The sequence below is a fragment of the Streptomyces sp. NBC_00250 genome, from assembly GCF_036192275.1.
Lineage (GTDB): Bacteria > Actinomycetota > Actinomycetes > Streptomycetales > Streptomycetaceae > Streptomyces.
In genome coordinates this window covers 889,281-913,854 of sequence record NZ_CP108088.1, presented here as the reverse complement: position 1 = coordinate 913,854, position 24,574 = coordinate 889,281, and the positions used below count along the sequence as shown (strand labels likewise).

Here is a 24,574-nt window from a genome sequence, read left to right as displayed (position 1 = left end):
CCCATGAACAACCCCACGAACGGCGGGCGCCGCGGGCGTCACCGCCGTCGCAGGACCGTCACCGCTCTGCTGCTCGGAGTGCCCGCCACCGTCGTGCCGTACCTCCTGTTCGTGCAGGACGACTCGCAGGCCGCGACGGTCGACGGCAATGCCTACTACAAGCTGGTCTCCGTGCGCAGCGGCAAGGTGCTGGACGTCAACGCCTTCTCCACCGCCGACGGCACCCGCATCCAGCAGTGGACCGACCAGAACACCGCCAACCAGCAGTGGAGACTGCGCCCCGCCGGGGACGGCTACTACGAGCTGGTGAACCGCAACAGCGGCAAAGTGCTCGGCATAGCGGGCGATTCGACCGCGCAGGCGGCTGCCGCCGAGCAGCAGACCGACAGCTCCTCCGCCTCCCAGGAGTGGCGGATCGACGAGGTGAGCGGTTCCGACGCCGTCACCTTCACCTCCCGCAGGAGCGGCCAGGTCCTGGACGTCTCCGGAGGCTCCCCGGCCGACGGCGCGGCGGTCATCCAGTACGGCGGCCATGGCAGCACCAACCAGCAGTGGAAGCTGGTGAAGACGTCCGAGGCCCCGGTCAACGGGACCGGACCGTACGCGTGGAAGAACGCCCAGGTGGTCGGCGGCGGTTACGTCACCGGGCTGGTGTTCAACCCCCGGGAGAAGGGTCTGCTGTACGCGCGTACCGACATGGGCGGCGCCTACCGCTGGGACAGTGCGGCCGAGCAGTGGATCCCGCTGACCGACTGGCTCGGCGAGAAGGACTGGAACCTGCTGGGCATCGACTCGGTGGCCACCGACCCCGTCGACCCCGACCGGCTCTACCTCGCGGCCGGCACCTACACCAACGAGTGGGCAGGCGAGGGCGCGATCCTGCGCTCCACCGACCGGGGCCGCACCTTCCAGCGCACCGCTCTGCCGTTCAAGCTGGGCGGCAACGAGGACGGCCGCGGGGCGGGCGAACGGCTGGTGATCGACCCCTCGGACAACCGCACCCTGCTGCTTGGCACCCGTAAGAACGGCCTGTGGCGCAGCACGGACAGCGGTGTGACATGGCGGCAGGTGTCCTCGTTCCCCGTCAAGGACGGGGCGAGCAGCGGCGCGGGCGTCTCCTTCGTGACGTACGGCCCGGCCGGCAGCAACACGGTCTACGTCGGCGTCGCGGACAAGTCCACCTCCCTGTACCGCTCCACCGACGGCGGCACCACCTGGCAGGCCGTCCCCGGCCAGCCCACGGGCCAGTTGCCGCAGCACGGCGTGCTCTCCGGTGACGGCTCGCTGTACCTGACGTACACCAACGCCCTCGGACCCAACGGTGTGACGGCGGGCTCGGTCTGGAAGTACGCACCGGCCGGTGGGACTTGGAAGGACATCACCCCGTCCCGCGGCTCGTACGGGTTCTCCGGCCTGGCCGTCGACCCGCGCCAGCCGTCCACGGTGATGGTCACCACCCTCGACCGCTGGTGGCCCGAGGACGAGATCTACCGCACCACCGACGGCGGCACGACCTGGAAGGCGCTGGCGGACAAGTCGGTACGGAACGCCTCCGCCGCTCCCTACGTCGGCACCCCCACCGGGCACTGGATGACCGCCCTGGCCATCGACCCCTTCGACTCCGGGCACGTGATGTACGGCACCGGCAACGGCATCTGGCGCAGCAAGGACGCCAACGCCACTGACAGCGGCGGCACCAGCCACTGGACCGCGGGTGCGCGCGGCCTTGAGGAGACCGCGCTGATGGACGCGATCGCCCCGCCCGGCGGTGCCGCTGTCGTCACCGCCATGGGCGACCAGGGCGGCTTCCGCCACGACGACCTGAACAAGGTCCCGGCCGGGCGGCTGGACAACCCGATGATGACCAACAGCACGGACATCGACTTCGCCCAGTCCACGCCCTCGATGATGGTCCGCGTCGGCCACGGCGGCGCGCAGGACGGCGCCTACTCCACCGACGGAGGCATCAGCTGGAACGGCTTCAGGGCCGAGCCGGTGGCCGGTGCCCAGGACGGCCGCGTCGCGCTCGCGGCCGACGGCTCGACCATCGTCTGGAGCCAGGCCGGCCAGGTCCCGTACCGGTCGACCGACAAGGGTGCGAGCTGGTCGAAGGTCGCCGGACTGGGCACCTACGCCGTCGTCGTCGCCGACCGCTCCTCGGCCAGGACGTTCTACTCGCTGTCCGGCGGCACGTTGCACGCCAGCACCGACGGCGGGGCGACCTTCACCGCCCGGGCGACCGGCCTGCCCGCCGGCCCGCTCACTGCCGTCCCCGGCGTCGCCGGGGACCTGTGGATCGCCGGCGGCGGCCAGGGGCTGCTGCACTCCACCGACGGCGGCCGCACCTTCACCGCGCTCACCACGGCGAAGTCCGCCTCCGCCCTCGGCTTCGGCAAGGCCGCACCCGGCGCCTCCTACCAGGCCCTCTACCTGATCGGCACCGTCAAGGACGTCACCGGCGTCTTCCGCTCCACGGACAAGGGCGCCACCTGGCTCCGCGTCAACGATGACGCCCACCAGTGGGGCGCCATTGGAGGCGTCGGCGTCATCACCGGCGACCCGGACACCTACGGCCGCGTGTATGTCGGTACCAACGGACGCGGACTCCAGTACGGCGACCCGTCCTGACCCCGACACCGGAGCAGACGCGCGTCCGACGCACGAGCTGACGCGCTGTCAATAACGGAAAGCCGCTCTCCTGACCGGTGCCACATTTCGGTCGGAGGGCGGTTTTCTGCTGTCTCCTCAGTGCTTGCGTGCGGCCTCTGCTGCGTAAGGCCCCGGCGCCCGTCCAGTCGTCCTCGCCACCTCCTTCACCGGTTTGGTCGCTCTGGTCACATGGGGTGCAGGCGGCTCCAGCCACTTGGCGGGGGTGTACCCGACGATCGCCGGATGGTCGACGGAGCGCCCGGGCTTCCAGGCTGGTGGCATGACACACCGCACGCACGAGAAGGAGCCCGACCCCGCCCGTCGGCCCTCGTGCGGGCCGATGCCGCACATCGCTGGCGAGGTACGCGGCTGACTACGGAGGAAAGGAACCCTGTGAACACCGCATCCGCCCCCGAGGCGACGGGTGCCGAGTCCCTGCGCGTCCGCGAGACGCTCAAGGCGCTGTACGGGTACGTTCGCCCGCACCAGTGGGCCGTCGTACTCGGTCTGCTGCTGGCGCTGGTGGGCGCCGCCGGCGGGCTGCTGCAGCCGCTGGCCACGAAGGCGCTCGTCGACCGGCTCTCGTCCGGTGGCACGCTCGCCACCATCCTGCTGGCGCTGACCGTGCTGGTGCTGCTGAGCACGGTGGCCGAGGCGTTTGGCGCCTATGTGTTGGAGCGGACGGCGGAGTCCGTGGTCCTGGCCGCTCGCCGCGGCCTGATCGGCCGGCTGCTGCGGCTGCGGCTGACGGCGGTGGACCGGATGCAGCCAGGCGATCTGATGTCCCGGGTCACTTCCGACACCACGCTGCTGCGGGCCGTCAGCACCCAGGCGGTGGTCAACGCCGCGACCGGGGCGCTGACGCTGATCGCGGCGGTCGTGGTGATGGCGTTCCTGGACGCCGTCCTGCTCGGCGTCACCTTCGTCGTGGTCGCGGTCGTCGGGGCGGGCGCCGCCCTGGTGATGCCGAAGAACGGGCAGGCTGCCGAGCGCTCCCAGGCCGCCGTCGGGGAGATGTCCACCAGCCTGGAGCGGGTCTTCGGCGCGTTCCGCACGGTGAAGGCGTCCGGCGCCGAGGAGCGGGAGACCGCCCGCGTCGAGGCGTCGGCCCGGCGAGCGTGGCGTCACGGCGTACGCGGCGCGAAGTGGGAGGCCGTGCTGGGAACGGCGGACAACCTCGCCGTCGAGTCGGCGTTCCTCGCGGTGCTCGCGGTGGGCGGGGCGCGGGTGGCGTCCGGGGACATCCCCGTCTCTACGCTGATCGCCTTCCTGCTGTACCTGTTCTACCTGATGGAGCCGGTGTACAAGCTGGTCGAGGCCGCCTCCGCATATCAGGAGGGCGCGGCCGCGATCTCCCGGATCAAGGAAGTGGACCGTCTGGCTGCGGAGCCGCCGGCCACGTACAAGCCGGTGCGGACCGAGGTGCGTCCGGCGTCGATCCGCTTCGAGGACGTGTCTTTCCGCTACGCGCCCGGGCTGCCGTACATCCACCAGCAGGTGGACTTCGCGGTGCCGGGCGCCGGGATGACGGCCTTCGTCGGGCCTTCGGGTGCGGGTAAGCCGACGGTCTTCTCGCTCATCGAGCGGTTCTACGAGACGACCGGCGGGCGCATCCTGGTCGACGGTACGGACATCCGGCAGTGGCCGCTGTCCGAACTGCGGTCCGTCATCGGGTACGTGGAGCAGGACGCGCCGGTCCTGGCCGGCACGCTGCGGGAGAACCTGGTCTTCAGCGCGCCCGGCTCGACGGACGGCGACATCCGCGCCGTCCTCGCCAGGACCAGGCTCGACACGCTCGTCGAGCGTCTCCCGCACGGCCTGGACACCCTGGTCGGACATCGCGGCTCGAAGATTTCCGGCGGTGAGCGCCAGCGCGTCGCGATCGCCCGCGCGCTGCTGCGCAGGCCCCGGCTGCTGCTCCTGGACGAGGCGACCTCACAGCTCGACGCGGTCAACGAGCTGGCGCTGCGGGACGTCATCGCCGAGACGGCACGCGAGACCACCGTCCTGGTGGTGGCGCACCGCTTGTCCACGGTGACGGACGCGGACCGCATCGTCGTCATGGACGCCGGCACGGTCCGTGCGATCGGCACCCATAGGGAACTGGTGGATAGGGACGAGCTGTACGCACAGCTGGCAGCGACCCAGCTCCTGGTCCCGGCCGAGCGTCCCGCCGTGTGAGTGGAGTGCTCCGCAGGGCTGCCCCCGCCATGCGGCGGGGCAGCCCTGCTGGGTGGCGGAGTGGCGCCGGACAGCCGTCGGGTACCGGCGCACCGGACGGCGCGTGAGGCTGAGGATGGCGCCCCGTCACCAGGCGGTTCGCTCCTGCACGCTCTGTCCGCCACCTCACCTGGAGTCCCCATGCCCATACCCATGGCCAAGGACCAGCGGGTCCCGCTGAACAGGGCGGACGGTTGCCCCCTCAACCTGATGCGGATGGGTATCGGCTGGCAGTCCGCTCCGTGCTCCGGTTCGCCCGGGCTTTTCCGGCTCGGCCGCCTGGGCACCTTCGCCCTGCTGTACGGCCGCGGCCGGTTCCTCGACGCTCTGTTCGCCGAGAACCCCACCCACCCGGACGCGTCCATCGAGCACATCGCCGGCCCGGTGGCGGAGAACATCGCGGGCGAGGGGGACAACGAGTCGTTCGTCGCCCGTCTGTCCCGGCTGCCCCCCTACGCGGACCGCGTCGTGTTCGCCGTCAGTTCCTTCGACGGCAGCACCTTCGAGACTGTGCAGAGCGCGCACTGCCGGATTGTCGACGAGAGCCTGGGCCACGAGCTGGCCCGGTACGTCCTTCCCGCCCATGGGCCCCACACGGCGCTGATCATGGCGGAGGTGACCCGAGCCGGCGGCGCCTGGACGATGACGGCCCTCGGTGAGCCGGTGGCGTGCACCACCTTCGCTGACCTCCTCCAGGCAGCCGAGGCGTGACCCGGTCGGCCCACGTGCTCAGCGGACCTTCTCCGGCGACAACACGTACGAAGCAAGAGGGGCCGGGCCCTGCCGCGCAAGAAGCACGCTCCGCAGGGCCTCTGAGCCCGGCCGGAGCGCCGCCGTATCCGACCCTAAGATCCACCTTCCGTGGACGGCGGCGTCGAGCGCTCCTGTGCGAGCCGCTCAGGTCCTGTTTCAGCCGTTCGGCGGGGTGCCGGACCGGACGGTCGATGTGAGCGGGCCGCGAGGGCCGTCGGAGCCGGGACGGGCCATGAAAGACCGCCCGCCCCGGCCGGCGTCATCGCACGTACTTCGCAGGCTTCGTGGAGGTGTTGAGCAGCGCCTCCAGCGGTCCGCGGCGGAAGGAGCGGGACCAGACCGCGGCGAACACGATCGCCCCGAGGATGAACGTGAGCACGGGGATCCAGGACGTCTGGGTACTTTCGCCGGCCGATACGCCGAGCATGGACTGGGCGAGGAAGTGGCCGACGTACGCCGTCAGGGACATGGTGCCCACGGCGATGACCGGCTTCGCCAGGCTGCGCAGTCGCGGCAGGCGGTCCATGAGCACCGTCGCACCGACGATCACGAGGATGGCGACGCCGACGCTGCCGATGATGTCGAAGGTGGTGCCGCTGTGCGGCCCGGCGGACAGCAGTTCCGAGGCCGCCCGCCGGGGGGCCTCGAAGGATCCGCCGCCGAAGGACGACGCCTTCTCGAACCCGGCGGACGACTTCCCGTCCTCCGCCATGCTGCGCAGAGCGTCCTTGCCCGCCAGGAGCAGGGACAGGCCGTACGCGCCGACGGTCAGGGCGGCGCCGAGCGCGGCCAGGCGACGCTGGACGGAGACAGCCGACAGGTCGAGGCGGGCCAGCGCCATGCCGGCGACCACGAACGACATCCAGGTGATCGTCGGGTAGAAGCCGGTGAGCAGCAGGTCGAGGACGCCGACCTCGCTGATCTTCTTGAGCGGGTCGTGGGCGTCGATGGTCTGCTGGACGGACTCGCTGAGCCGCGAGTTCAGGACGAACGCCAGCTGGGGTGTGACGAGCGCGAGCCCGGCCGCGGTGATCGCCAGTGCCTTGGCGGACAGCCGCAGCAAGGGCAGGGCGAGGAGGAAGTAGACACCGTAGAAGCCGAGGATGATCACTCCCCCGTACTCCATCGCCAGCACGCTGCCCAGGGCCAGCAGGACCACGGCGCGGATCGCGATCCGGACCTTCGCCTGCCGGCCCGCCAGGCCGGTCTTCGGCTCACGGCGGCCGGCGATCAGCATCAGCGAGTACCCGGCGAGGGTGGCGAACAGGACCGACGAGTGGCCGTCGGCCAGATACCGGACCCAGGTGCCGACGCCGTGCGTGGACGACAGGACCGGGCCGATGTGGACGATGTACATGCCGAACACCGCCAGCGCGCGGGCCAGGTCCACGCCGACCAGGCGTCCCATCGAGGGGCCGCCCGAGGGTTTCCCGGCGGAGTCGGGCGAAGCTGCGGGCGCGGGAGACGGGTTCTCCCGCGGAGCTGACGTCGCCTGCGGCGGCTGTATCTGTGTCATACGAGGAATCTCCCGGTGCTACAGGGGAGCGGACCATCCGGCAGGCTTCGGTGGCGCCCCCGCCGACCGGCCGGGACCACCCCCGCCGACCGGCGGGCCAGGGCGGACGGATCAGAGGTGCGGTCGATGGAGGGCAGGAGGTCCTGGAAGGTGGCCCCGGAGGCCGGCTCGCCGATGGCGCGGCAAGGCGGCCGTGACCTACCGCGTGGTCAACGGCGTCTCCCTGGCCTCCGGCGACCCCGTCGGAGACCCCGAGGCATGACCGGGCGCCATCGACACCTGGCTCGCCGAAGCACGGGCGCCCGCCTGGGTCCCGGCCGTGATGGGGGCGTCCGAGGAAGCGGGAGTGATCTACGGACGACACGGTCTGAACGCCCTCGAACGGGGCGACGAAGCCGTCGTGGAGGTCGCGGACTTCACCTTGGGGGGACGCGCGATGCGCGGGGTCCGGCAGGCGCACAACCGGGTCCTGCGCGCCGGCTACAGCGTGTGGACTGGCCCGGGTCTCGATGAACTTCGCGATGTTCCGGTCGGTCTTCGCGCGCGGAGACCGCCTGGGCGCCGGACCCGTCCTGCGGCTGTGGCGCACGACCCTGGGGCTCTTCTCCCGCTGGTGGCAGATCGAATCGCTGTACCGGGCGAACGCCAAGTACCGACCGGTCCGGGAACCCCGTTTCGTCCTCTTCCAGAAGAGCAGCGAACTGCCGCGGATCGCGCTGGCCGCCGGCCGGGCGGAGGGCTCCGTCACGACGCCGGGCCTGCCCACCCTCTTCCGACGGCGATCGCGCGCCGCCTGACCCGCCACACAGCAGCCCGCCCGACCTCTTCCCCACACAGCCGTGTTCCCTCGCGTCCGAAGGGCCCGGCGCGGATGGCGTACCGCCCTCGCCCGCACCTGGCTGCTGCTCATGACACAGGTCATGATCTTCGCCTTGGTCGGCCTCACGGCGAACAAGTCCTTTCTGCTCTACGCGTCCTGGGCCGACCTCGTCGGCCAGGAGCAGACGCAGGGCGTCGTCGTGGACCACTCCGCCGGCCCTGCCGGCACCTCACGGCTCACCGTGGTGGAGAAGCAGACGGTGCCGGTCCCCGGCAGCAGACGGCCTTCGGCCGGCGGCCAGATACAGAAGATCGTCGTACGAGGCGGCGCCTCCGGCATCAGCGGCCCCGCGTACGTCTACCTCCCGCCGGAGTACTTCCGGCCGGGCCACGCGAAGAAGTCGTTTCCCGCGTCGGTCGTGCTCACCGGCTACCCCGGCAACGCCAAGTCCCTCATCAAGGTCCTGAAGTATCCGACGACGGCCCACCGCCCGGCGGCACAGGGAAAGACGCAGCCGATGGTCCTGATGCGTGCCCGACCGTCGCACCCCCTCGCGACACCGAGTGCGTGGACGTACCCGGAGTCCGCAGGCCGAGACGTTCCTCGCCCGCGACCTGCCGGAGGCGGTCTCAGGCGCCTATCGGGTCGGTGAACACGCACGCGACTGGGGCGTGATCGGAAACTCGACCGGCGGCTACTGCGCGCTGAAACTGGGCCTCCACCACCCGGACCGGTTCGCGGCGAGTGCGGGACTGTCCCCGTACTACAAGGCCGCCGAAGACGTGACCACCCGGGTGACCTCTTCCACGGCGACCAGAACCTGAGGAACCGCGCCGATGTGTTCTCGACTTTGGACCACATCCCCGCCCGCGTCTCGTCCGTCATCCTCGACAGCGGCGGCCACAACTTCACCACCTGGCAACGGGAGGTCGCACCCACACTGGAGTGGATCAGCGGCGGGCTCGACGCGAGGTGAGACCGCGCGGGACCGACCGGTTCTACTTGATGAGGGCGTTGGCCACGACGACCACGAGTCCGAGCAGCGCGTCCACCATGCCGATCCGCAGGGCGGAAGCCCAGGTGCGGCTGGCGGCGCGGGCCGCGAGCAGGCCCCAGGCGAACAGCAGGACCACGTTCACGGCGAAGACACACGTATTCGATGCCCGCCGAGGGCCACCATCCCCACGCCGCGCCGAGCAGCAGGAGCAGCGTCGGTACCGTCGCCGTCACCAGCGGCCCCTCGGAGTCCGTCCGTGCCCTGCGCCGCCTTGCCGCGCGGCCCCATGTGCTGTTCGGGGGGTGTACGGGGCGGTGCTGGCGAGCTCCATGGTGGCCGCCCTGTCGGAGCAGGGGGAGACGGCGGCGGCCGACCGGTTCACCAGCGTGACGCAGGCATGAGCCGGGCATGGCGGGACGGTCCTCGAACGATACGGACATCGGCTGCGGCCCTCGGACTCGGCACGGGGCCACGCACCGATCCCAGGGTACGAGCACGACGGGCGCCATCCGCCGAGCCTCGACCGCCGGCCTGCCGACCGGCCGGAGCGCACCCCCCGAACGGCTGGAGTCGACCCGCCGGGCGTCCACTGTCCGTGGGTGATCACGTCTCCGCGTACCCTGCCCGGCGTACGGTCGACGTCAGGCGAACACCGTACGAGCGCGCGGAGCACCGGGGTGGATGGGTCGCCGAGCAGCGGGACACAGCAACAGCGCAGACGAGAGTGTGAGGCAGGACGCCGGTGATCCGGGTAGTGGTGGTGGACGACGAGGCCCTGGTGCGGTCCGGTTTCCAGATGATTCTGAACGCGTCCGACGGCATCGAGGTCGTGGCGACAGCGGAAGGGGCGCAGGCGGCCGACGTGGTCCGGCGCGAGTTGCCGGACGTCGTGCTCCTCGACATCCGCATGCCGGACGTGGACGGTCTGACCGTGCTGCGGCAGATCCAGACGCTGCCCGGACCGCCGCACGTGGCCATGCTGACCACCTTCGACACCGACGAGTACATCCTCACCGCACTGCGCTCGGGAGCCTCCGGCTTCCTCCTCAAGGACACCGAGCCCGAACAGCTCGCCCAGCTGGTCCGCACCCTGGCCGCGGGCGGCGTCGTCATGTCGCCGAAGGCATCACGTGCGCTGCTCCGCAGCCACCCGGGGGCCGGAGCACCCCAGGACGCGGACGTCGCACGCGTCGGCCTCCTCAGCGACCGGGAACGCGACGTCCTCGTCCTGGTCGCCGAAGGACTCTCCAACGCCGACATCGGCACCCGCATCCACCTGAGCGCGGGCACCGTCAAGGACCACGTCAGCTCGATCCTGACCAAGCTGCGGGTCACCAGCCGTGTCCAGGCGGCCCTGCTCGCCGAGCGCGCGGGACTGCTCACCCACAACGACGACAACACGGCGCGGGACAACGGACGATGAACACGGGCCGGGCATGGTGGCGGCGTGTACCGCCCTGGGCCGTCGACACGGGGCTCGTGATGCTGGCCGCGCTCGACGCCTGGATCAACCTCCTGGGCGAGGGCACCCCTGTGATGTGGGCCTGCGCCGCCGTGGGCTCCGCCGGCCTGTTCCTCCGCAGGCGCTTCCCGCTGACCGTCTTCCTGCTGACCCTGCCCATGACCCTGTTCATGGACGTCGCGGTCGCCCCGATCGCCGCCCTGTACACACTGGCCGCGTCCACCCGCAACCGCCCGCTGCTCGCCGGCTGCGCGCTGCTGAACGCCGTTGCGGGCACGCTCGCCTGGCCGCTGTCCGACGAATTCGACGGGGACCGGACCTGGACACTCGTGCAGTTCGTCTACGCCCTGGCCACGGCCTTCGCCCCCGTCCTGTTCGGCCAACTCGTGCAGGCCAGGCACGACGTGGCCGGCCGGCTCGTCGAGGTCAAGGAGGCCCGGGAACACGAACGCGCCCTCTACGCCCAGACCGTCCTCGCCCGTGAACGGGCCCAGCTGGCCCGCGAGATGCACGATGTCGTCTCCCACCAGGTCAGCCTCATCGCCGTCCAGGCCGGAGCCCTGCAGATGGCCGCCAAGGACCCCGACGCCCGCGAGGCCGCGCGCACCATCCGCACCCTGAGCGCGAACACCCTCGACGAACTCCGCCACATGGTCACCCTGCTCCGCGCCTCCGGCGGCAAGGCGACCGAACTCGCCCCCCAGCCCACCCTCGCCGACCTCCAGCAGCTCATCGCCAACAGCGGCATCGAGACCACCCTGACCGGAGAGCTTCCTCCCGGCATCAGCACCACCGCCCAGCGCACCGTCTACCGCACGGTCCAGGAAGCCCTCACCAATGTGCGCAAGCACGCCCCCGGAGCCCGCGCCGAGGTACGCCTCTGGCACGACGTGCACCACTTCGGCGTCACCGTCACCAACACCGCCCCCGCCCGCCCGACCGTCGCCCTGCCCAGCGCCCGCCACGGCCTCATCGGTCTGAAGGAACGCGCCGAACTGCTCGACGGCACCCTCACCGCCGAGCCCACCCCAGAAGGCGGATACGAGATCGAACTACGAGCTCCCGCCCTGTCCGATTGAAGACAATTCGTCCGACGCAGCCGGTGCTAGTTCTCGCCACGCGCCTCAAGCCCGGTCGCCATGCTCCACCTGCGCTTGGCCGTGAACGGCGAGCCCACCGCGAAGGCCCCCTTCCCGGTCGGCATTCCGTTGCCTCGGCCCGGTGGACCGGCCGTTCGGCGGCCGCTACCCGTGGTGAGGCACGGAGTGGCCGCCGGAGGGCCGGAACGTGGTCCTCGCCCGGTGCCGCGCCCATGTGCCGTCCGGGGTCGAAGTCGCGGAGGGAGACGTCCTCGCTGCCCACGGCGGGGGCCGACGACGACGTCGGTGCCGGCGCTGCGGGTGGTCGCACCGCCACCACCCGGCGCCGGCCGGTTCGTTCAGGAGCTGGGTACGGAGTCCTTGAAGGCGGTCCCGGACGTGCGGAAGTCGGCGACCTTCGCCGCCACTTGGGCCGGGGTGAGGACCTCGTCCTTCACGTGGAGCATGTAGTCGACCCTCTCCTCGTAGGCGCGGGTGGTCGTGGAGGTCTGTCCGGCGAGGTCGATCAGCCACTGGTTGAAGTGGATCGACATGGGTCGCTCGGGCAGATAGCGCGCGTCGTGCCGGGCGAACTCCTTGCCGTCGATGTAGTAGACGAGTGCCGTGTCGTCGATGGTCAGGACGAGGTCGTGCCAGCCGGCCTGGCTCGTGCGGGCCTCGGTGTGCTGGTTGACCGCCTCCCAGGGGTCGGGGCGGAAGGTCTCCCAGGAGGTGGTGTAGAGGACGTTCGCCGTCTCGCCCCAGCCGCCGTTGGGGAGGTACTCGAAGTCGTACTCGGCGTAGTCGTCCGCCATCGGTGCGGTGAGGTCGTTGATGGTGAAGAAGCTCTGGACCAGGTGGTCGCCGTCCGGGCCGCTGGTCGGGGTGTCCGCGAAGCGCACCCGGGCGGCGTAGGTCCCGTTCTTGAACTTCCTTGCGGCGGTGTGCACTTCGGTCTGCCGGGTCGATGCGCCGGTGCCGGCGGTCGACGTGCGCAGCGTCATGAAGGAGTTCGCGCCTTCTTTGGCGAAGGTCACGTTCTCGGGCGCCCAGGTCGCGTCGCCGACGCCGGGGCCGCCTCCGCCGGAGCGGATGGTCCAGCCGTGTGCGGTGATCGCAGGGTCGGTGTGGCCGGTGTAGTCGAAGTCGTCGAAGAGGACCCTCTGTTCGGCCGGGGGAGTGGTCGGGGCCGTGGGGGAGGGATCAGTGGGTGTCGGGGTCGGCGTCGGGGTCGACTCGTTGCCGCCCGGGGTGGTGCCCCAGACCTGGACTCCGCCGATGGTGGCGGTGACCTTGGTCCAGTTCCCGTACGTGGTCTGCGCGGGTCCGAACGAGTAGTCGTCGGACTGGTCGAGCGGCTGCCAGTCGGATCGGTGGAAGCGCAGCTGTACGTCTCCGGTGTCGGCGCCCGGTGCCAGGGAGCCGGCTCCTGCGGTGAACCCGACCTCCAGGTACCGGTCCGCCGTGGCGGTGGGGTTGGCCGGCGTGCCGAACGTGCCGTTCAGGTGTGTGCAGCCCTTGACGGCCCAGTCGCAGGCGTAGCTGTACGAGGCGCCGGGGTCGGCCTTGAAGTAGTAGCGCAGCTTGACCTGGCTCAACGGGACGCTTGTCGTCCCGGTGTTGACCACGGTGAACCAGGGCGCCGCCTGGTCGCTGCCCGTGCCGCCGTGCCGGTACCGGACGGCGATGCTCTCGTCCGCGGCGGCGGCCGGGAGGGCGGTCAGCGCGGTGGCGCCGAGACCGATCACGGTGGCGGCGGCGAGCGCGGTGCGCATGCCGGGCTTCCGGCGGTGCGTTCCGTTGCGCATGGGGTTCCTCTCGGGGGAGGTGATGGGGGAGGGCAGCATGGTGCCGCGGGCGAAGTCCGATGCTTCAACACCCGTGGGGGGAAAGGCTGATCATGCGCCGAGGAGAAGTTGGCATAGACCAATGGTGGCGTCAACCCCCGGTCCGACGACCGGAAGACGGGGCCCAGGGACAGCGATGGACGACGACGTGCTCGATCATCCGGCGGAGCTGCGGAACCCCGAGGGAGGCCCCGAGCATGCCGGTGTGTCAGGACGGCCGTTGACGGCGTGCGTCAGCCCCGCAGGGCGGTGCAGATGGTGGCGCGTGCTGCTCTGCCTTCGGGGATCGGCAGGAGGGGGTAGACGTGCAGCATCTCCGGCGCTTCGTGGTAGACCAGCTCGAGGCCGGCGGTCGTGGCGCGGGCGGCCAGTCGCCGGGCGTCGGCGTTGACGATGTCGCGGGTTCCGCTGAACAGCGTGATCGGGTTCAACCCGGTGAGGTCGGCGAGGAGAGGGCTGACATGAGGGTGGTCGGCGGGGAGTGCGCCGCGGTAGAGGTCGCCGGCGTAGCGTGCGCCGGGGACGGCGAGCCAGGGGTCGCGGTCTTCGAGCAGGGCGATGCGCGGGTCGGTCAGGCTGATGTCCAGCCACGGGGAGATGAGGACGGTGCGGGCGGGTGAGGGCAGTCCTCGGTCCCGCAGGTGGACGGCGACGGCGAGGGCCATCCCGCCGCCGGCGGAGTCTCCGATGAGAGTGACGGCCGTGGTGCCCGCGTCGTCGAGGAGTTGGGCGGCCAGGTCGGTGACGGCCGGTACCACTTCGGCCGCGGTCGCCAGGGGAGCGAGGGGGTAGATCGGCACGGTGACCCGGGTGCCGGTCTCGGCGGCCACGTGGGCGATCAGCTTCCAGTGCTGGGGTGCTATCTCGTTGATGTACGCGCCGCCGTGCAGATAGATCGCCCGCCGTCCGGGGCTGAGAGCGCCGCGAGGGGTGACCTCGTAGACGGGCCATCCGGCCACCCGGCGTACGGTGAGGTCAACCGAGCGCTCCAGTCCGGCCGGTGGGGCGTATCCGGTCGGCCGCAGGGAACGGGTGAGGACCTGGTCCCGGACGGCCTCCGCCGAGCTGAACACCTTCTTGGCCCCACGGAGCCGCACCACGGTCGGCATCGCTCTGCTGATCAGGCTCGCCACAGTACGGCTCCGTTCCCACAGTCCGTGTTCTTCGGCGTTCCTCGGTGTCACGTCAGGTCGGTGTTCTTCGTCTCCGGCATCCGGTGCACCACGGCCAGGGCGAGGAGCAGCAGGACCACTGTGTAGCCGAGGAAGAGGTCGCCCTGCCCGTTGCTGGTCAGCCATGTCTGAAGATACGGGGCGCTGCCGCCGCAGGCGGCCACGGCGATCGCGTAGGGGAAGCCCACGCCCGTCGTGCGCAGTCGGGTCGGGAACATCTCCGCGAACACCGCGGGGGTGATCGCCGCGCCGGCGGACATGAAGAGCATGGCCGTGGTCATCGACACGGCCAGCTGCCAGGCCTGGTCCTGGATGAACCAGTTCAGGGGGAAGGCTAGGACGGCTCCGCCGATGTAGGAGCCGTACAGGATGGGCTTGCGGCCCACGCGGTCGGACAGGGCACCGAACAGCGGCAGTGCCACGAGGAAGACCAGGTTGGCGAGGACTCCCGCCCACAGCGCGGAGGAGGCCTCGATGCCCTTGAGGGAGATGGCCTGGGCCGGGGCGGAGACGGCCCAGGTGTAGTAGACGACCGTGCCGCCCAGGGTGAGGCCGATCACGCGCAGGCATGCCGCCCGGTTCTCCCAGAAGCCGCGCCACACGGAGGTGCGCGGCTCGTGGCGGTCCGGGGTGTCGGCCTGCTTCTCGAACGCGTCGGTCTCCTCAAGGCGGAGCCGCATGATCAGCGCGTACAGGCCGAGAAGTCCACCGATGACGAAGGGCACGCGCCAGCCCCACGCGTGGAGCTGGTCCTCGCTGAGGAAGGAGGAGAGGACCGCTGCGAGCACGGTGGCGACCATGATGCCGCAGGTGCCGGAGATGTAGATCAGGCTCGACCAGAGCCCTCGCCGTTCGCGGGGGGCCATCTCCGCCACGTACGTCTGGGCCGCGGGAAGCTCCCCGCCGTGGGCCAGGCCCTGGACGAGCCGCGCGAAGACCAGTAGGGCGGAGGCGCCCACGCCGATCGTGGCGTAGGTCGGTGCGAGGCCGATCAGCAGGCTTCCGGCGGCGGCCAGCGCGATGGAGCCGACCATCGCCGCACGCCGCCCCTTGCGGTCGCTGAGCCGGCCGAAGACAAGGCCGCCCAGGGGTCGCATGAGGAAGCCCACGGCGAAGATCGCCAGGGTGCTCAGCAGGGCCGAGGTCGGATCGGCGGAGGGGAAGAACTGCGAGGCGAAGAACGGGGTGAAGATGGCGTAGACGTTCCAGTCGTACCACTCCAGGGCGTTGCCCACGCCGGTGCCGATGACGGTGCGCAGCCGGGACGGGGAGGGGGCGCTCTTGGTCCTGGCGCTCGTGGCCGAGACGTCGGGTGCGTCGGATCTGATGGCCGGGGATGCGTGGTCGGACACGGCTTTCTCCTGGGGTACGGGACGCAGCCTGGATCAGCTGCGTCCGGCGGGGCTGCGGGCGGGGATGTACTGCCGGCGGTGCGGCGGGCCTGCCAGAGGGGCGGTGCTGCGCTGCGCCCGAGGGCACGGGGCGCACGGCGACGCGGTACGTGGGGCTGGGGGCGGAGGGGTCAGCAGACGGGGGCGGCCTTCGCCCGTGCCAGGCGCCGCAGGGCGAGTTCGGCGTAGAGCGCGGCTCCGTCACCCAGTACGCGGTCGTCGAAGACGGCCAGCGGCGAGTGGTTGTACGGGGCTTGCTGGAGGTCCCGGTCCGGCGGGCAGGCGCCCAGGACCACGAACGCGCCGGGGACCTCGTCGAGCACCCGTGAGAAGTCCTCCGAGCCGGTGGCCGGGCGGGGCGCCCACGCGAAGCGTTCCTCTCCGTGCACCTCCGCCACCACGTCGGCGACGAACTCGGCCTCGGCCGGGTCGTTGACGGTGAGGGGGTACTGCTCGACGAAGTTCACCTCGACGTCGAGGCCGTGGGCGGCCGCGATGCCCCGGCACAGCTGAACGGTGCCGTCCTTGATCCGGCCGTGCGACGAGGCGGAGAACGACCGTACGGTCGCCGTGAACCGGGCCTCGTCGGGGATGACGTTGGAGGTAGTGCCCGCGTGGAAGGCGCCCACGGTCAGCACCACGGGGTCGAACGGGTCGAACCTGCGGCTGATGAAGGTCTGCAGCGCGGTGACCATCTCGCACGCCGCGGGTACGGGGTCGTTGGCCAGGTGCGGCATCGAGCCGTGGCCTCCCGCGCCGCGTACGGTCACGCGAAGGCTGTCGGAGGAGGCGAGGACCGGGCCCCGGCGGGTCGCGAACATCCCGTTGGGGTGGCCCGCCGACGTCACGTGCAGGGCGTAGGCGGCAACCGGCCGCTCACCGGAGGCGTCCAGGACCCCTTCGGCGAGCATGTGGCCGGCCCCGTCCTGGCCCTCCTCGCCGGGCTGGAACATGAAGACCACGTCGCCGGCGAGCTCGTCCCGGCGCGTGGAGAGGAGCTGTGCCGCGCCGGTGAGCATGGACGTGTGCAGGTCGTGACCACAGGCGTGCATGACCCCCTCCGTGCGGGAGGCGTACGCGAGACCGGCGCGCTCGGCGACGGGCAGCGCGTCCATGTCGGCGCGCAGCAGCACCGTGGGACCGGGGCGGGAGCCCCGCAGGACCGCGGTGACGGAGGTCAGCCGGTTGCCCGTGGTGATGACCTCCAGTGGCAGCCCGTCCAGGGCGGCCAGGACCTTGTCCTGCGTACGCGGCAACTCCAGGCCCAGCTCGGGCTCGGCATGCAGCGCCCGCCGCAGGCGAACCAGATCACCTTGCACACTCCGTGCGTCCTCGCACACCGACACCCTCGTCCCCTTTCACTGACGTTCACCTTGCTGTCGCTCGGTTGCCAGTGATGATGGATACTCGGCACTCATGGCCCTCGAAAACGCAGGATCTTTCTTCCATGTCTGATCGTTTGCAGGAATCTGCACACCTGGACGAGCTCGACCTCAGCCTGGTCAACACCCTGCAGATCGACCCCCGAGCCCCCTGGTCGCGCATCGGACGGGCACTCGACCTCGACCCCGTCACCGTGGCCCGGCGCTGGTCCCGGCTGACCGAGACGGGCGTCGCGTGGATCACGGCACAGCCCGGGCGCGCTCAGATCTCCCAGGGCTGCCTGGCCTTCGTCGAAGTGGACTGTCAGGCCGGCCGTGCCCTCGAAGTCGCCAACACCCTCGCGCAGTGGCCGCACGTCCTGACCGTGGAGCACACCAGCGGCGGCCGGGACCTGCTGCTCACCGTGTCGACGCCCACGCTTCCCGCGCTCTCCGGATACCTGCTCGAACGCCTCGGAGCACTCCCGGGAATCAGCGCCACCCGCACCCAGCTCGGCACGCATGTCTTCACGCACGCCACCGACTGGCGCTTGCGTGCCCTCGACCCCCGTCAGCGGGCGCACATCACCGCCGAGCGGCCGACCCGGTCGCCGTCGACGCCTCAGACCCTCACCACGAGGGACCGGCTCCTCGTCGTGCGCCTCGGGGTCGACGGACGTACGTCGCTCACGGACCTCGCGGAGGAGCTGGGCGTCGGGATCACCACCGTGCGCAAGCGTCTCGGCCTCCTCGTCGCCAACGAGGACCTGGAGCTGCGCTGCGAAGTAGCTCAACCCCTGTGCGGCTGGCCGATCTCCACCTCGATCTGGGCCCAGGCCGAGATCGAGGACCGCGACGCCCTGAACAGACTCCTGGCCGCCGTCCCCGAGATCCGGGCGTGCATCGGCCTCGCCGGGGGCACCGCGAACCTCCTCATCAGCGTCTGGCTCCGCTCCCTCCCCGACATCCGCGGCCTCGAAGCCCGCCTCACCAGCGCACTGCCCCAGTTGAATGTGCTCGACCAAGCCGTCTCGCTGCGCTTCGTCAAGCGCATGGGCCGCATCCTCGACCCGGCCGGCCGCAGCGTGAGCACCGTCCCCATGGACATCTGGTCCGATCCTTCCTGAAGCGTCGGATCGGGCGTGTACTCGGCAGTCGAGGCCGGCCAGGTTGAACTATCCGGCCAGAGCCGCCCGTCGCCGGCTCTCGAGGGCCTGCTGGACGCGGGCTACGTCGGCGGCATAGGTGCGGTAGAGCAGGGTGAGGAAGGCACCGTTGGCGGCCATGAGGCCGACGAGGACCCACAGGAACACCGAGCGCAGTCCGAAGGCGTCGCCGAGGAAGCCGGCTCCGAGGCTGAACGCGGCGATGGCGACGGCCTCGAAGAGGCTGAGGTAGATGGCGAAGGCCGCGCCGCGGAGCTCGGGAAGGGTCACGGCCATGATCATGGGCCGGTTGACCACCGGGTTGACGCCCTGGGTGAGGCCCATGAGGGCGAAGAAGACGGCGAACAGACCGATTCCGCCCCAGTCGATCTGGGTGCCGAAGTAGGCGATGACCGCGAAGGCGAACTGGGCGGTCTGGAGGATGGCCACGGGCCCGTTGCGCAGGTTGCGGCGGACGGTCCAGTCGGTGAGGAAGCCGCCGAGCAGGGTGCCGGCGAAGAAGCCGATGCCCATGGGGAAGAGGATGACGGAGGCGACCTGCGTGCTGAATCCGTAGACGTCCACCAGGAAGATCACGCCGAACGCTGCGGCGAGGAGATGTCCGGACAGGAGTCGGGAGACGAGCAGGATCACCAGGCTTCGGATCCGGAAGAGTGCGGTCACCTGCTTCATGGTGACCTTGGCGTGGGCCTCGCGGGTCTGTCGGTCGAGGCAGGCGAGCTGGTGCTCGGACGCACCTCTGCCCGGGTCGCGCATCCAGATCAACAGGGCGACGCCGAAGAGGACGTTGAGGGCGCCGATGCTCCACAGGCCCCAGCGCCAGCCGTCGTCGAAACCGGCGAGCTGTCCCTTGAGGGTGGCGAAGAGGGAGGCGGCGAGGTTGATGGCGCCGTACAGCATGCCGACGGCGCGGCCCCGGGACTCGCTGTCGAAGAGGTCACCCAGGATTTCCGTGCTGAGGGGCTGGGAGGCGGCGTACCCGGCGGCGAGGATGGTCATCAGGATGAGGAGCTGGGCGAAGTTCTGGGCGAAGCCGGCGGCTATGCCCCACACTCCCCAGAATCCGGTGGCCAGGACGAGGACGCCCTTGCGGGACCAGCGCTGGGCGACCCACACCCAGAACGGTCCGGCGAACACGCCGACGATCCGGCCCGCGGCGGTCAGGACGCCCAGCGCGCCGAGCGAGACGCCGAGCGCCTGCCGGATCACCGGGAAGAGCCCGCTGATCAGACTCGCCTCGGTGTTCTCGACGAGCATGGTGCCGCCGAGAAGGGACAGCTGGCGCCAGCGGCCCTTGACGGGGCCCGCCTTTCTCTCCTTCGTCGTGTCGACGGGTGCCTCGGTAAGATCGGGCAAGACGCCACCTCTTCTTCGTCTCGTTCTTCGCAGGATGGGCGGGGGAGGAAAGGCAGGCCGATGACGGGGTAGCCGCCCCGTCACCGGCGTTCATCCGTGTTCTGACGACCGGGCCTCAGAGTTTCGCGAGCTCCTCGGCGACCAGGCGAAGCCGGTCGGGCGGGATCATTCCGCCCGACATCGCGGCGATGTCGATGAGCGGGGTCGGCCCCAGGAACTGCAGGAGTTCCGAGTCGGCGATCCCGGGCAGATGCCGCTTGAGCACCTCCAGAGCCACCGGATCGCCGATCAGCGTCGCGACCGGCGTCCGCAGGGACAACCGCCCTTCCGGATAGTCCTCGGCACGCGGCAACGGCACCGCGGCCCGCTGGGCCTGATCGCGCTGGGTCCGTACGAGGAGGTGCGCACCGGTCACAGGACCCTCGGCGGGCAGGCCGAGACGTTCGTACTGACTGGGCGGCGCCTCCGTATCCCGCATCAGCTCCACCAGCAGCGTCGCGAGCCGCAGCTCCACCTCGTCGTCGACGAGCGGCTCCAGCTGCTCGGGGTCGTTCTCCAGGTCGAAGAGCAGGCTGCCGTGGTGGTACGGATTGACGAAGGTTCGGCCCGGCACTCGCAGGGTGCGGACGCCCTTGGTGAAGCCGAACGGCTCGGCCAGCTCCACGTCGGCGAGTTCGGCGGGGGTGAAGCGGCCGCGCATGTGCGTCGGCATCAACGTGTGCTCTTGCAGGGGGGTGTTGCCTGGGGAGGCGGGGGCGCGCATGTACACATACCGTCCGTCCGTGACGTTCACATGACCGCCGTGGATGCCGAAGAGGCCGGCCTCGCGCACGGGGGCGTCGGCGGCGCAGACGGGCAGCGGTGCGCCCTGCATGTCGGCCGGGCGCTCGACGCCGAAGTACTCCAGGAGCGTGGGGGCGAGGTCGATGGTCTGCACCAGGGTGTCGCGCCGCTCGCCCGCGCCGCCGGCGCGCGGGTCCCAGACGAACAGCGGCAGATGGACCAGCTCGTTGTACCAGGGCTGGACCGACTTGCCCCACCAGCCCTTCTCGCCGAGCAGCAGACCGTGGTCGGTGTTGACGATCAGGAGCGTGTCGTCCCACAGGCCGTACTCGTCCATGGCATCGAGGACCCGGCCGAGCGAGTGGTCGCACATGGAGAGCAGGGCGGCGTACTCGTAACCGGCATGGGCGACCTGTTCGTCCGTCTCCACCACCTGCTTGTAGTCGGGCCAGTCGAAGTGCGGCCCGTCGTACGCGTGCGGATAGAGGTCCTTGTACCGCTGGTGGGAGAAGAACGGCTCGTGCGGGTCGAAGGTCTCGATCTGGACGAACCACCGGTCCGCGTCCTTGTTCGTCCGGAGGAACTCCAGGCCGGCGTCGAAGGTGAGGGTCTGCGGATGCCGGTCCTCGGTCGCCATGTGAGGGCGGTTCACCCAGTCCTGCCGGTACACGGCCGAGCGCATCCGCTTCAGGTCCTCGGGCATCTCCGGATCGGCCACCTGCCCCTTCCACGGGTCGCCCTCCTGCCCGCGGAAGAACTCCCAGGAGTTGTACCGGCCGTGGTAGGTGGCGCCACCGTCCTCCCAGTAGTGCGGGTGGTCGCTGGCCAGATGGGTGTACACGCCGTTCTGCTTGAGCAGTTCGGGCATCGAGTCGTCGAACGGCTCCAGGGGCCCCCAGCTTCGGTGAAGGAAGTTGTAGCGCCCCGTGTGCAGTTCGCGGCGGGCCGGCATGCACGGCATCGACCCCGCGTACGCCTTGTCGAAGGTCACCGTGCGCTCGGCGAGCCGCGCGAAGTTCGGGGCGTGCGTCCAGTCTCCGCCGTACGGCGGCAGCATGCGCCGGTTGAGACTGTCGAACATCACCATGATCGCCCTCATCGGACGGACTTCCCTTCTGTCGCCTTCTTGGTGGCGCGTTCCTGGAAGATCTCCTTCCACCGCCCGAAGAGCTCCGCGGAACGCGGCGGTGCCGGTGCGTGCCAGGGGACCGGCACCGAGGCACGGGGTACGGCCAGACGCTGTTCCAGGTCCTCGGCCAGGTGGGACCGGCCGGTGTCGCGCAGATGCCGGGCGTACCGGGTGGGATCGGCGTAGTAGACAGGCCCGGCCTGGAGATTGCTCAGCATCGGGTCGGGCAGACAGCCGGGGCGGCCGGCGTGCTCGTGCCACCACTCGGCCAGGTGGGAGCGCATCGTCCCGGCGAGAGCGGGCTCCTCGTCCAGGAGGTCGTGGGTCAGGTACGGGTCGTCGGTGACGTCGTACAACTGCTCCCAGGCCGTCTTGAAGCAGCCGGGGTGGTAGGTGCGGATGTAGAGGTGGTCGCGGGTGCGGACGGCACGCTGGTAGGTGTGCGCGCCGTGGCCGAGGACCAGGTACGGCCGGGAGTCGGTCTCCTCGCCGCGTACCGCGTCCGCGAAGGAGCTGCCCTGCCAGCCCTCGGGTACGTCGAGGCCGAGCAGGTCGCACAGGGTGGGTGCCAGGTCGATGTTGTACAGCAGGGAGTCGTTGCGGCGGGCGTCTTCCGGAAGGGTGTCGGTGACCCCGGGCCAGTACACGACGAGGGGGATCCGCTGGACGGACTCCGTGGCCAGCCCGTGTTCCGCGTACATGCCGTGCTCGCCGAACGCCTCGCCGTGGTCGGCGCTGACGACGATCGCCGTCTCGTCCGCGATGCCCAGCTCCTCCAGAGTGGCCAGGAGCCGTCCGAAGTGGTGGTCCCAGTAGGCGATGGCGCCGTCGAAGCCGTTGATCAGATGCTCGAAGTCGGCGCGGGAACGGATCGCGTCGGGCATGTTGTGCGGCACGGGCGAGGTGCCGCCGCCGCTGGAGAGCGAGTAGTGCAGGTCAAGGGCGCTGCGCGGGCCGTAGATCTCGGCGTGCTCCCGGATCGTCTGCTCGTCCGGCCAGGACTGCACAGGGGCGGAGGCCGCCATGCGTTCGGTCCACTCGGCGGGCTGGGTGTAGTCGGTGTGCGGATCCCAGTAGGTGAGGTGGAGGTACCAGTCGTCGTCCTCGGCGTGCCTGCGGATCCAGTCGAGGGCGACGCGGTTGACGTCGGCGGCGTCCTCGTCGCCCCAGTTGCCGGTGGCGCGGACGGACTCGCGGAAGTTGCCGTGGAACCAGTACGCGCGGTGGCGCTCGGCGAAGACGGAGACGGCCGCGGTGTAGTAGCCGTCGAGCTGGAGGCGTTGGCCGAGGAGCGGCCGGTCGGGTTCGGGGCCGTGGCCGGAGTCGAGCCGGAACTGGGCGTCGGCACCGTAGTGGCCGATCACGCCGTTCGTGATCCCGAACTGTCCGCTGGTCAGAGCGGTCCGGGACGGCAGGCAGGGCGAGTCGGAGCAGTAGTAGCGGTCGAAGACGACCGACTTGTCGGCGAGCTCCTGGAGGTGGGGCGTGGTGGGCCGGTGGTAGCCGTACGGGGTGGTGTGGTCGGCCCGCAGGGTGTCGACGTCCACATAGATGATGCGCAAGGGGAACTCCGGGGGGAAGGCGGGAGCCGCATGCGGCCGGCATCCGATAAGCGCTCGAGGACATATGTGCGCCAGCAGCTATGCCCCTCAGGTTTCAGGGCTGTTGCCGAAGGTGTCAAGATGTCGCACCGCAGTTCTCGCACTTGAAATATTCCCGCATCACTTCGCTGCTTGCGTTCTCTGGCGGAGAGGTCGCCAACCTCTCAGGCTTGCCGGGCCATGAGTTCTGGCGTACATATGAAGGCGTCCCGGAGCCGCAGCCGGGGAGCGAGGAGAAGTCGGCCATGGACAGCTGTTGCACCCCGGGCCGCACGGCCGTGCACACGCACACGACACTCCTGCCGGTGCCGTCCGTACCCACCCCGCCCGCCGCTCGGCCGGAGAGCCGGTCGAAAGGGGCGGAGGGGGCGGAGTTCGTGGCCCTTCCCGGTGGGGAGTTCTTGATGGGCGACTGCTTCGGCGAGGGATACCCGTCGGACGGGGAGCAGCCCGTGCACCGGGTGGAGCTGGCCCCCTTCGCCATCGCCGCCACCGCGGTCACCAACGCCCAGTTCGCCGCCTTCGCCGCCGCGACCGGCCACCGCACGGACGCCGAGCGCTACGGCTCGTCCGCCGTCTTCCACCTCGCCCTGCGCGCCCGGGTCCGGGACGTCCTGGGGCGCGCTCCCCGTACCCCGTGGTGGCTCGACGTCGCCGGCGCCGACTGGGCCCACCCCGCCGGACCGCTCTCCCACTGGGAGGAGATCCCTGACCATCCCGTCGTGCACGTGTCCTGGGACGACGCCGTCGCCTACTGCCGCTGGGCCGGTGGCCGCCTGCCCAGCGAGGCCGAATGGGAGTACGCGGCCAGGGGCGGACACCGCGGCCGCCGCTACCCCTGGGGCGACACGCTCACCCCTGACGGCGAGGACCGGTGCAACATCTGGCACGGCACCTTCCCCACCCACAACACCCTGAGCGACGGCCACCTCACCACAGCGCCCGTACGTTCCTACCCGCCCAACGAACACGGCCTGTACGAGACGGCCGGCAACGTCTGGGAGTGGTGCGCCGACTGGTTCTCCCCGGCCTACTACCGTCGCTCGCCCCGGCACAACCCGCTCGGCCCGCGCACCGGTTCCGCGCGTGTCACCCGGGGCGGCTCCTACCTCTGCCACGACAGCTACTGCAACCGCTACCGGCTCGCCGCCCGCTCCGCCAACACCCCCGAGTCCTCCGCCGGCAACTGCGGCTTCCGGATCGCCCGCGACCTCACCGAGGACAAGCGGCCCGCCCCGGCGGATGCACTACGGTGAGCCGCCCCCCAACCGG

16 protein-coding genes and 2 pseudogenes are annotated in these 24,574 nt (G+C 70.7%); 9 read left to right on the top strand and 9 right to left on the bottom strand.

Annotation, left to right across the window (positions count from 1 at the left end):
- Nucleotides 1-3 precede the first annotated feature (3 nt).
- The 3 genes from OG259_RS03920 (at nucleotide 4) to OG259_RS03910 (ending at nucleotide 5,580) form a co-directional block, all read left to right on the top strand.
- On the top strand, nucleotides 4-2,628 hold the full coding sequence (locus OG259_RS03920; protein ID WP_328940892.1) for an RICIN domain-containing protein: 2,625 nt from the start codon (nucleotides 4-6) through the stop codon (nucleotides 2,626-2,628).
- Nucleotides 2,629-3,042: 414 nt separating this feature from the next.
- On the top strand, nucleotides 3,043-4,830 hold the full coding sequence (locus tag OG259_RS03915; RefSeq protein ID WP_328940891.1) for an ABC transporter ATP-binding protein: 1,788 nt from the start codon (nucleotides 3,043-3,045) through the stop codon (nucleotides 4,828-4,830).
- Nucleotides 4,831-5,010: 180 nt separating this feature from the next.
- A complete protein-coding gene (locus OG259_RS03910) occupies nucleotides 5,011-5,580 on the top strand; it encodes a TerD family protein (protein WP_141297583.1) in 570 nt (189 codons plus the stop codon).
- Between the two features lie 301 nt (nucleotides 5,581-5,881).
- Here the strand turns inward: OG259_RS03910 and OG259_RS03905 are convergent, their stop codons facing one another.
- On the bottom strand, nucleotides 5,882-7,138 hold the full coding sequence (locus OG259_RS03905) for a DUF418 domain-containing protein (protein ID WP_328940890.1): 1,257 nt from the start codon (nucleotides 7,136-7,138) through the stop codon (nucleotides 5,882-5,884).
- A gap of 181 nt (nucleotides 7,139-7,319) precedes the next feature.
- Here OG259_RS03905 and OG259_RS03900 point away from each other — a divergent pair.
- Both OG259_RS03900 and OG259_RS03895 read left to right on the top strand, forming a co-directional pair.
- A pseudogene (locus tag OG259_RS03900) lies at nucleotides 7,320-7,935 on the top strand (phosphatidylglycerol lysyltransferase domain-containing protein); the annotation flags it as partial.
- A gap of 57 nt (nucleotides 7,936-7,992) precedes the next feature.
- A pseudogene (locus OG259_RS03895) lies at nucleotides 7,993-8,934 on the top strand (alpha/beta hydrolase); the annotation flags it as partial.
- A 22-nt stretch (nucleotides 8,935-8,956) separates the two neighbouring features.
- Here OG259_RS03895 and OG259_RS41710 read toward each other — a convergent pair.
- Entirely contained in the window at nucleotides 8,957-9,097 is a 141-nt protein-coding gene (locus OG259_RS41710; protein WP_443051911.1) for a hypothetical protein, read from the bottom strand.
- A 600-nt stretch (nucleotides 9,098-9,697) separates the two neighbouring features.
- Here OG259_RS41710 and OG259_RS03885 point away from each other — a divergent pair.
- Both OG259_RS03885 and OG259_RS03880 read left to right on the top strand, forming a co-directional pair.
- Nucleotides 9,698-10,378, top strand: a complete 681-nt coding sequence (locus OG259_RS03885; RefSeq protein WP_141297581.1) for a response regulator — start codon at nucleotides 9,698-9,700, stop codon at nucleotides 10,376-10,378.
- Entirely contained in the window at nucleotides 10,375-11,496 is a 1,122-nt protein-coding gene (locus OG259_RS03880; RefSeq protein ID WP_328940889.1) for a sensor histidine kinase, read from the top strand. Before OG259_RS03885 ends, OG259_RS03880 begins: the two co-directional genes overlap by 4 nt.
- A gap of 359 nt (nucleotides 11,497-11,855) precedes the next feature.
- Here the strand turns inward: OG259_RS03880 and OG259_RS03875 are convergent, their stop codons facing one another.
- The 4 genes from OG259_RS03875 to OG259_RS03860 all read right to left on the bottom strand — a co-directional run bounded on the left by OG259_RS03875 (nucleotide 11,856) and on the right by OG259_RS03860 (nucleotide 17,252).
- A complete protein-coding gene (locus tag OG259_RS03875; protein WP_328940888.1) occupies nucleotides 11,856-13,304 on the bottom strand; it encodes a cellulose binding domain-containing protein in 1,449 nt (482 codons plus the stop codon).
- Nucleotides 13,305-13,576: 272 nt separating this feature from the next.
- The gene (locus OG259_RS03870; RefSeq protein ID WP_328940887.1) at nucleotides 13,577-14,476 is read right to left on the bottom strand and encodes an alpha/beta hydrolase; all 900 of its coding nucleotides are present in this window, start codon (nucleotides 14,474-14,476) and stop codon (nucleotides 13,577-13,579) included.
- Nucleotides 14,477-14,523: 47 nt separating this feature from the next.
- Nucleotides 14,524-15,867 (bottom strand): MFS transporter, encoded by a 1,344-nt coding sequence (locus OG259_RS03865; protein ID WP_328940886.1) that lies wholly within the window; start codon nucleotides 15,865-15,867, stop codon nucleotides 14,524-14,526.
- Between the two features lie 170 nt (nucleotides 15,868-16,037).
- On the bottom strand, nucleotides 16,038-17,252 hold the full coding sequence (locus OG259_RS03860) for a M20 metallopeptidase family protein (protein ID WP_328940885.1): 1,215 nt from the start codon (nucleotides 17,250-17,252) through the stop codon (nucleotides 16,038-16,040).
- 101 nt (nucleotides 17,253-17,353) lie between these two features.
- On the opposite strand from OG259_RS03860, the gene OG259_RS03855 reads away from it, so the two are divergent.
- Nucleotides 17,354-18,394 (top strand): Lrp/AsnC family transcriptional regulator, encoded by a 1,041-nt coding sequence (locus OG259_RS03855; RefSeq protein WP_328940884.1) that lies wholly within the window; start codon nucleotides 17,354-17,356, stop codon nucleotides 18,392-18,394.
- Between the two features lie 48 nt (nucleotides 18,395-18,442).
- Here OG259_RS03855 and OG259_RS03850 read toward each other — a convergent pair whose 3' ends face one another.
- The 3 genes from OG259_RS03850 to OG259_RS03840 form a co-directional block, all read right to left on the bottom strand.
- Nucleotides 18,443-19,789, bottom strand: a complete 1,347-nt coding sequence (locus OG259_RS03850; protein ID WP_328940883.1) for an MFS transporter — start codon at nucleotides 19,787-19,789, stop codon at nucleotides 18,443-18,445.
- Nucleotides 19,790-19,904: 115 nt separating this feature from the next.
- Entirely contained in the window at nucleotides 19,905-21,671 is a 1,767-nt protein-coding gene (locus tag OG259_RS03845; RefSeq protein ID WP_328940882.1) for a sulfatase, read from the bottom strand.
- Nucleotides 21,668-23,263 carry a sulfatase family protein gene (locus tag OG259_RS03840; RefSeq protein ID WP_328940881.1) on the bottom strand — a complete coding sequence of 532 codons (1,596 nt, stop codon included), beginning with the start codon at nucleotides 23,261-23,263 and terminating at the stop codon, nucleotides 21,668-21,670. Before OG259_RS03840 ends, OG259_RS03845 begins: the two co-directional genes overlap by 4 nt.
- 284 nt (nucleotides 23,264-23,547) lie before the next feature.
- Between OG259_RS03840 and OG259_RS03835 the strand changes: the two genes are divergently transcribed.
- Nucleotides 23,548-24,558: a formylglycine-generating enzyme family protein gene (locus tag OG259_RS03835; RefSeq protein ID WP_328940880.1), complete on the top strand. Its 1,011-nt coding sequence runs from the start codon at nucleotides 23,548-23,550 to the stop codon at nucleotides 24,556-24,558.
- The last annotated feature ends 16 nt before the right edge of the window (nucleotides 24,559-24,574 follow it).

Bases quoted from the DNA above. Each gene is read 5' to 3' on its own strand.
- OG259_RS03920 (WP_328940892.1), top strand. From the start codon at position 4: ATGAACAACCCCACGAACGGCGGGCGCCGCGGGCGTCACCGCCGTCGC.
- OG259_RS03910 (WP_141297583.1), top strand. From the start codon at position 5,011: ATGCCCATACCCATGGCCAAGGACCAGCGGGTCCCGCTGAACAGGGCG.
- OG259_RS03905 (WP_328940890.1), bottom strand. From the start codon at position 7,138: ATGACACAGATACAGCCGCCGCAGGCGACGTCAGCTCCGCGGGAGAAC.
- OG259_RS03880 (WP_328940889.1), top strand. From the start codon at position 10,375: ATGAACACGGGCCGGGCATGGTGGCGGCGTGTACCGCCCTGGGCCGTC.
- OG259_RS03875 (WP_328940888.1), bottom strand. From the start codon at position 13,304: ATGCGCAACGGAACGCACCGCCGGAAGCCCGGCATGCGCACCGCGCTC.
- OG259_RS03855 (WP_328940884.1), top strand. From the start codon at position 17,354: ATGTCTGATCGTTTGCAGGAATCTGCACACCTGGACGAGCTCGACCTC.
- OG259_RS03845 (WP_328940882.1), bottom strand. From the start codon at position 21,671: ATGAGGGCGATCATGGTGATGTTCGACAGTCTCAACCGGCGCATGCTG.
- OG259_RS03835 (WP_328940880.1), top strand. From the start codon at position 23,548: ATGGACAGCTGTTGCACCCCGGGCCGCACGGCCGTGCACACGCACACG.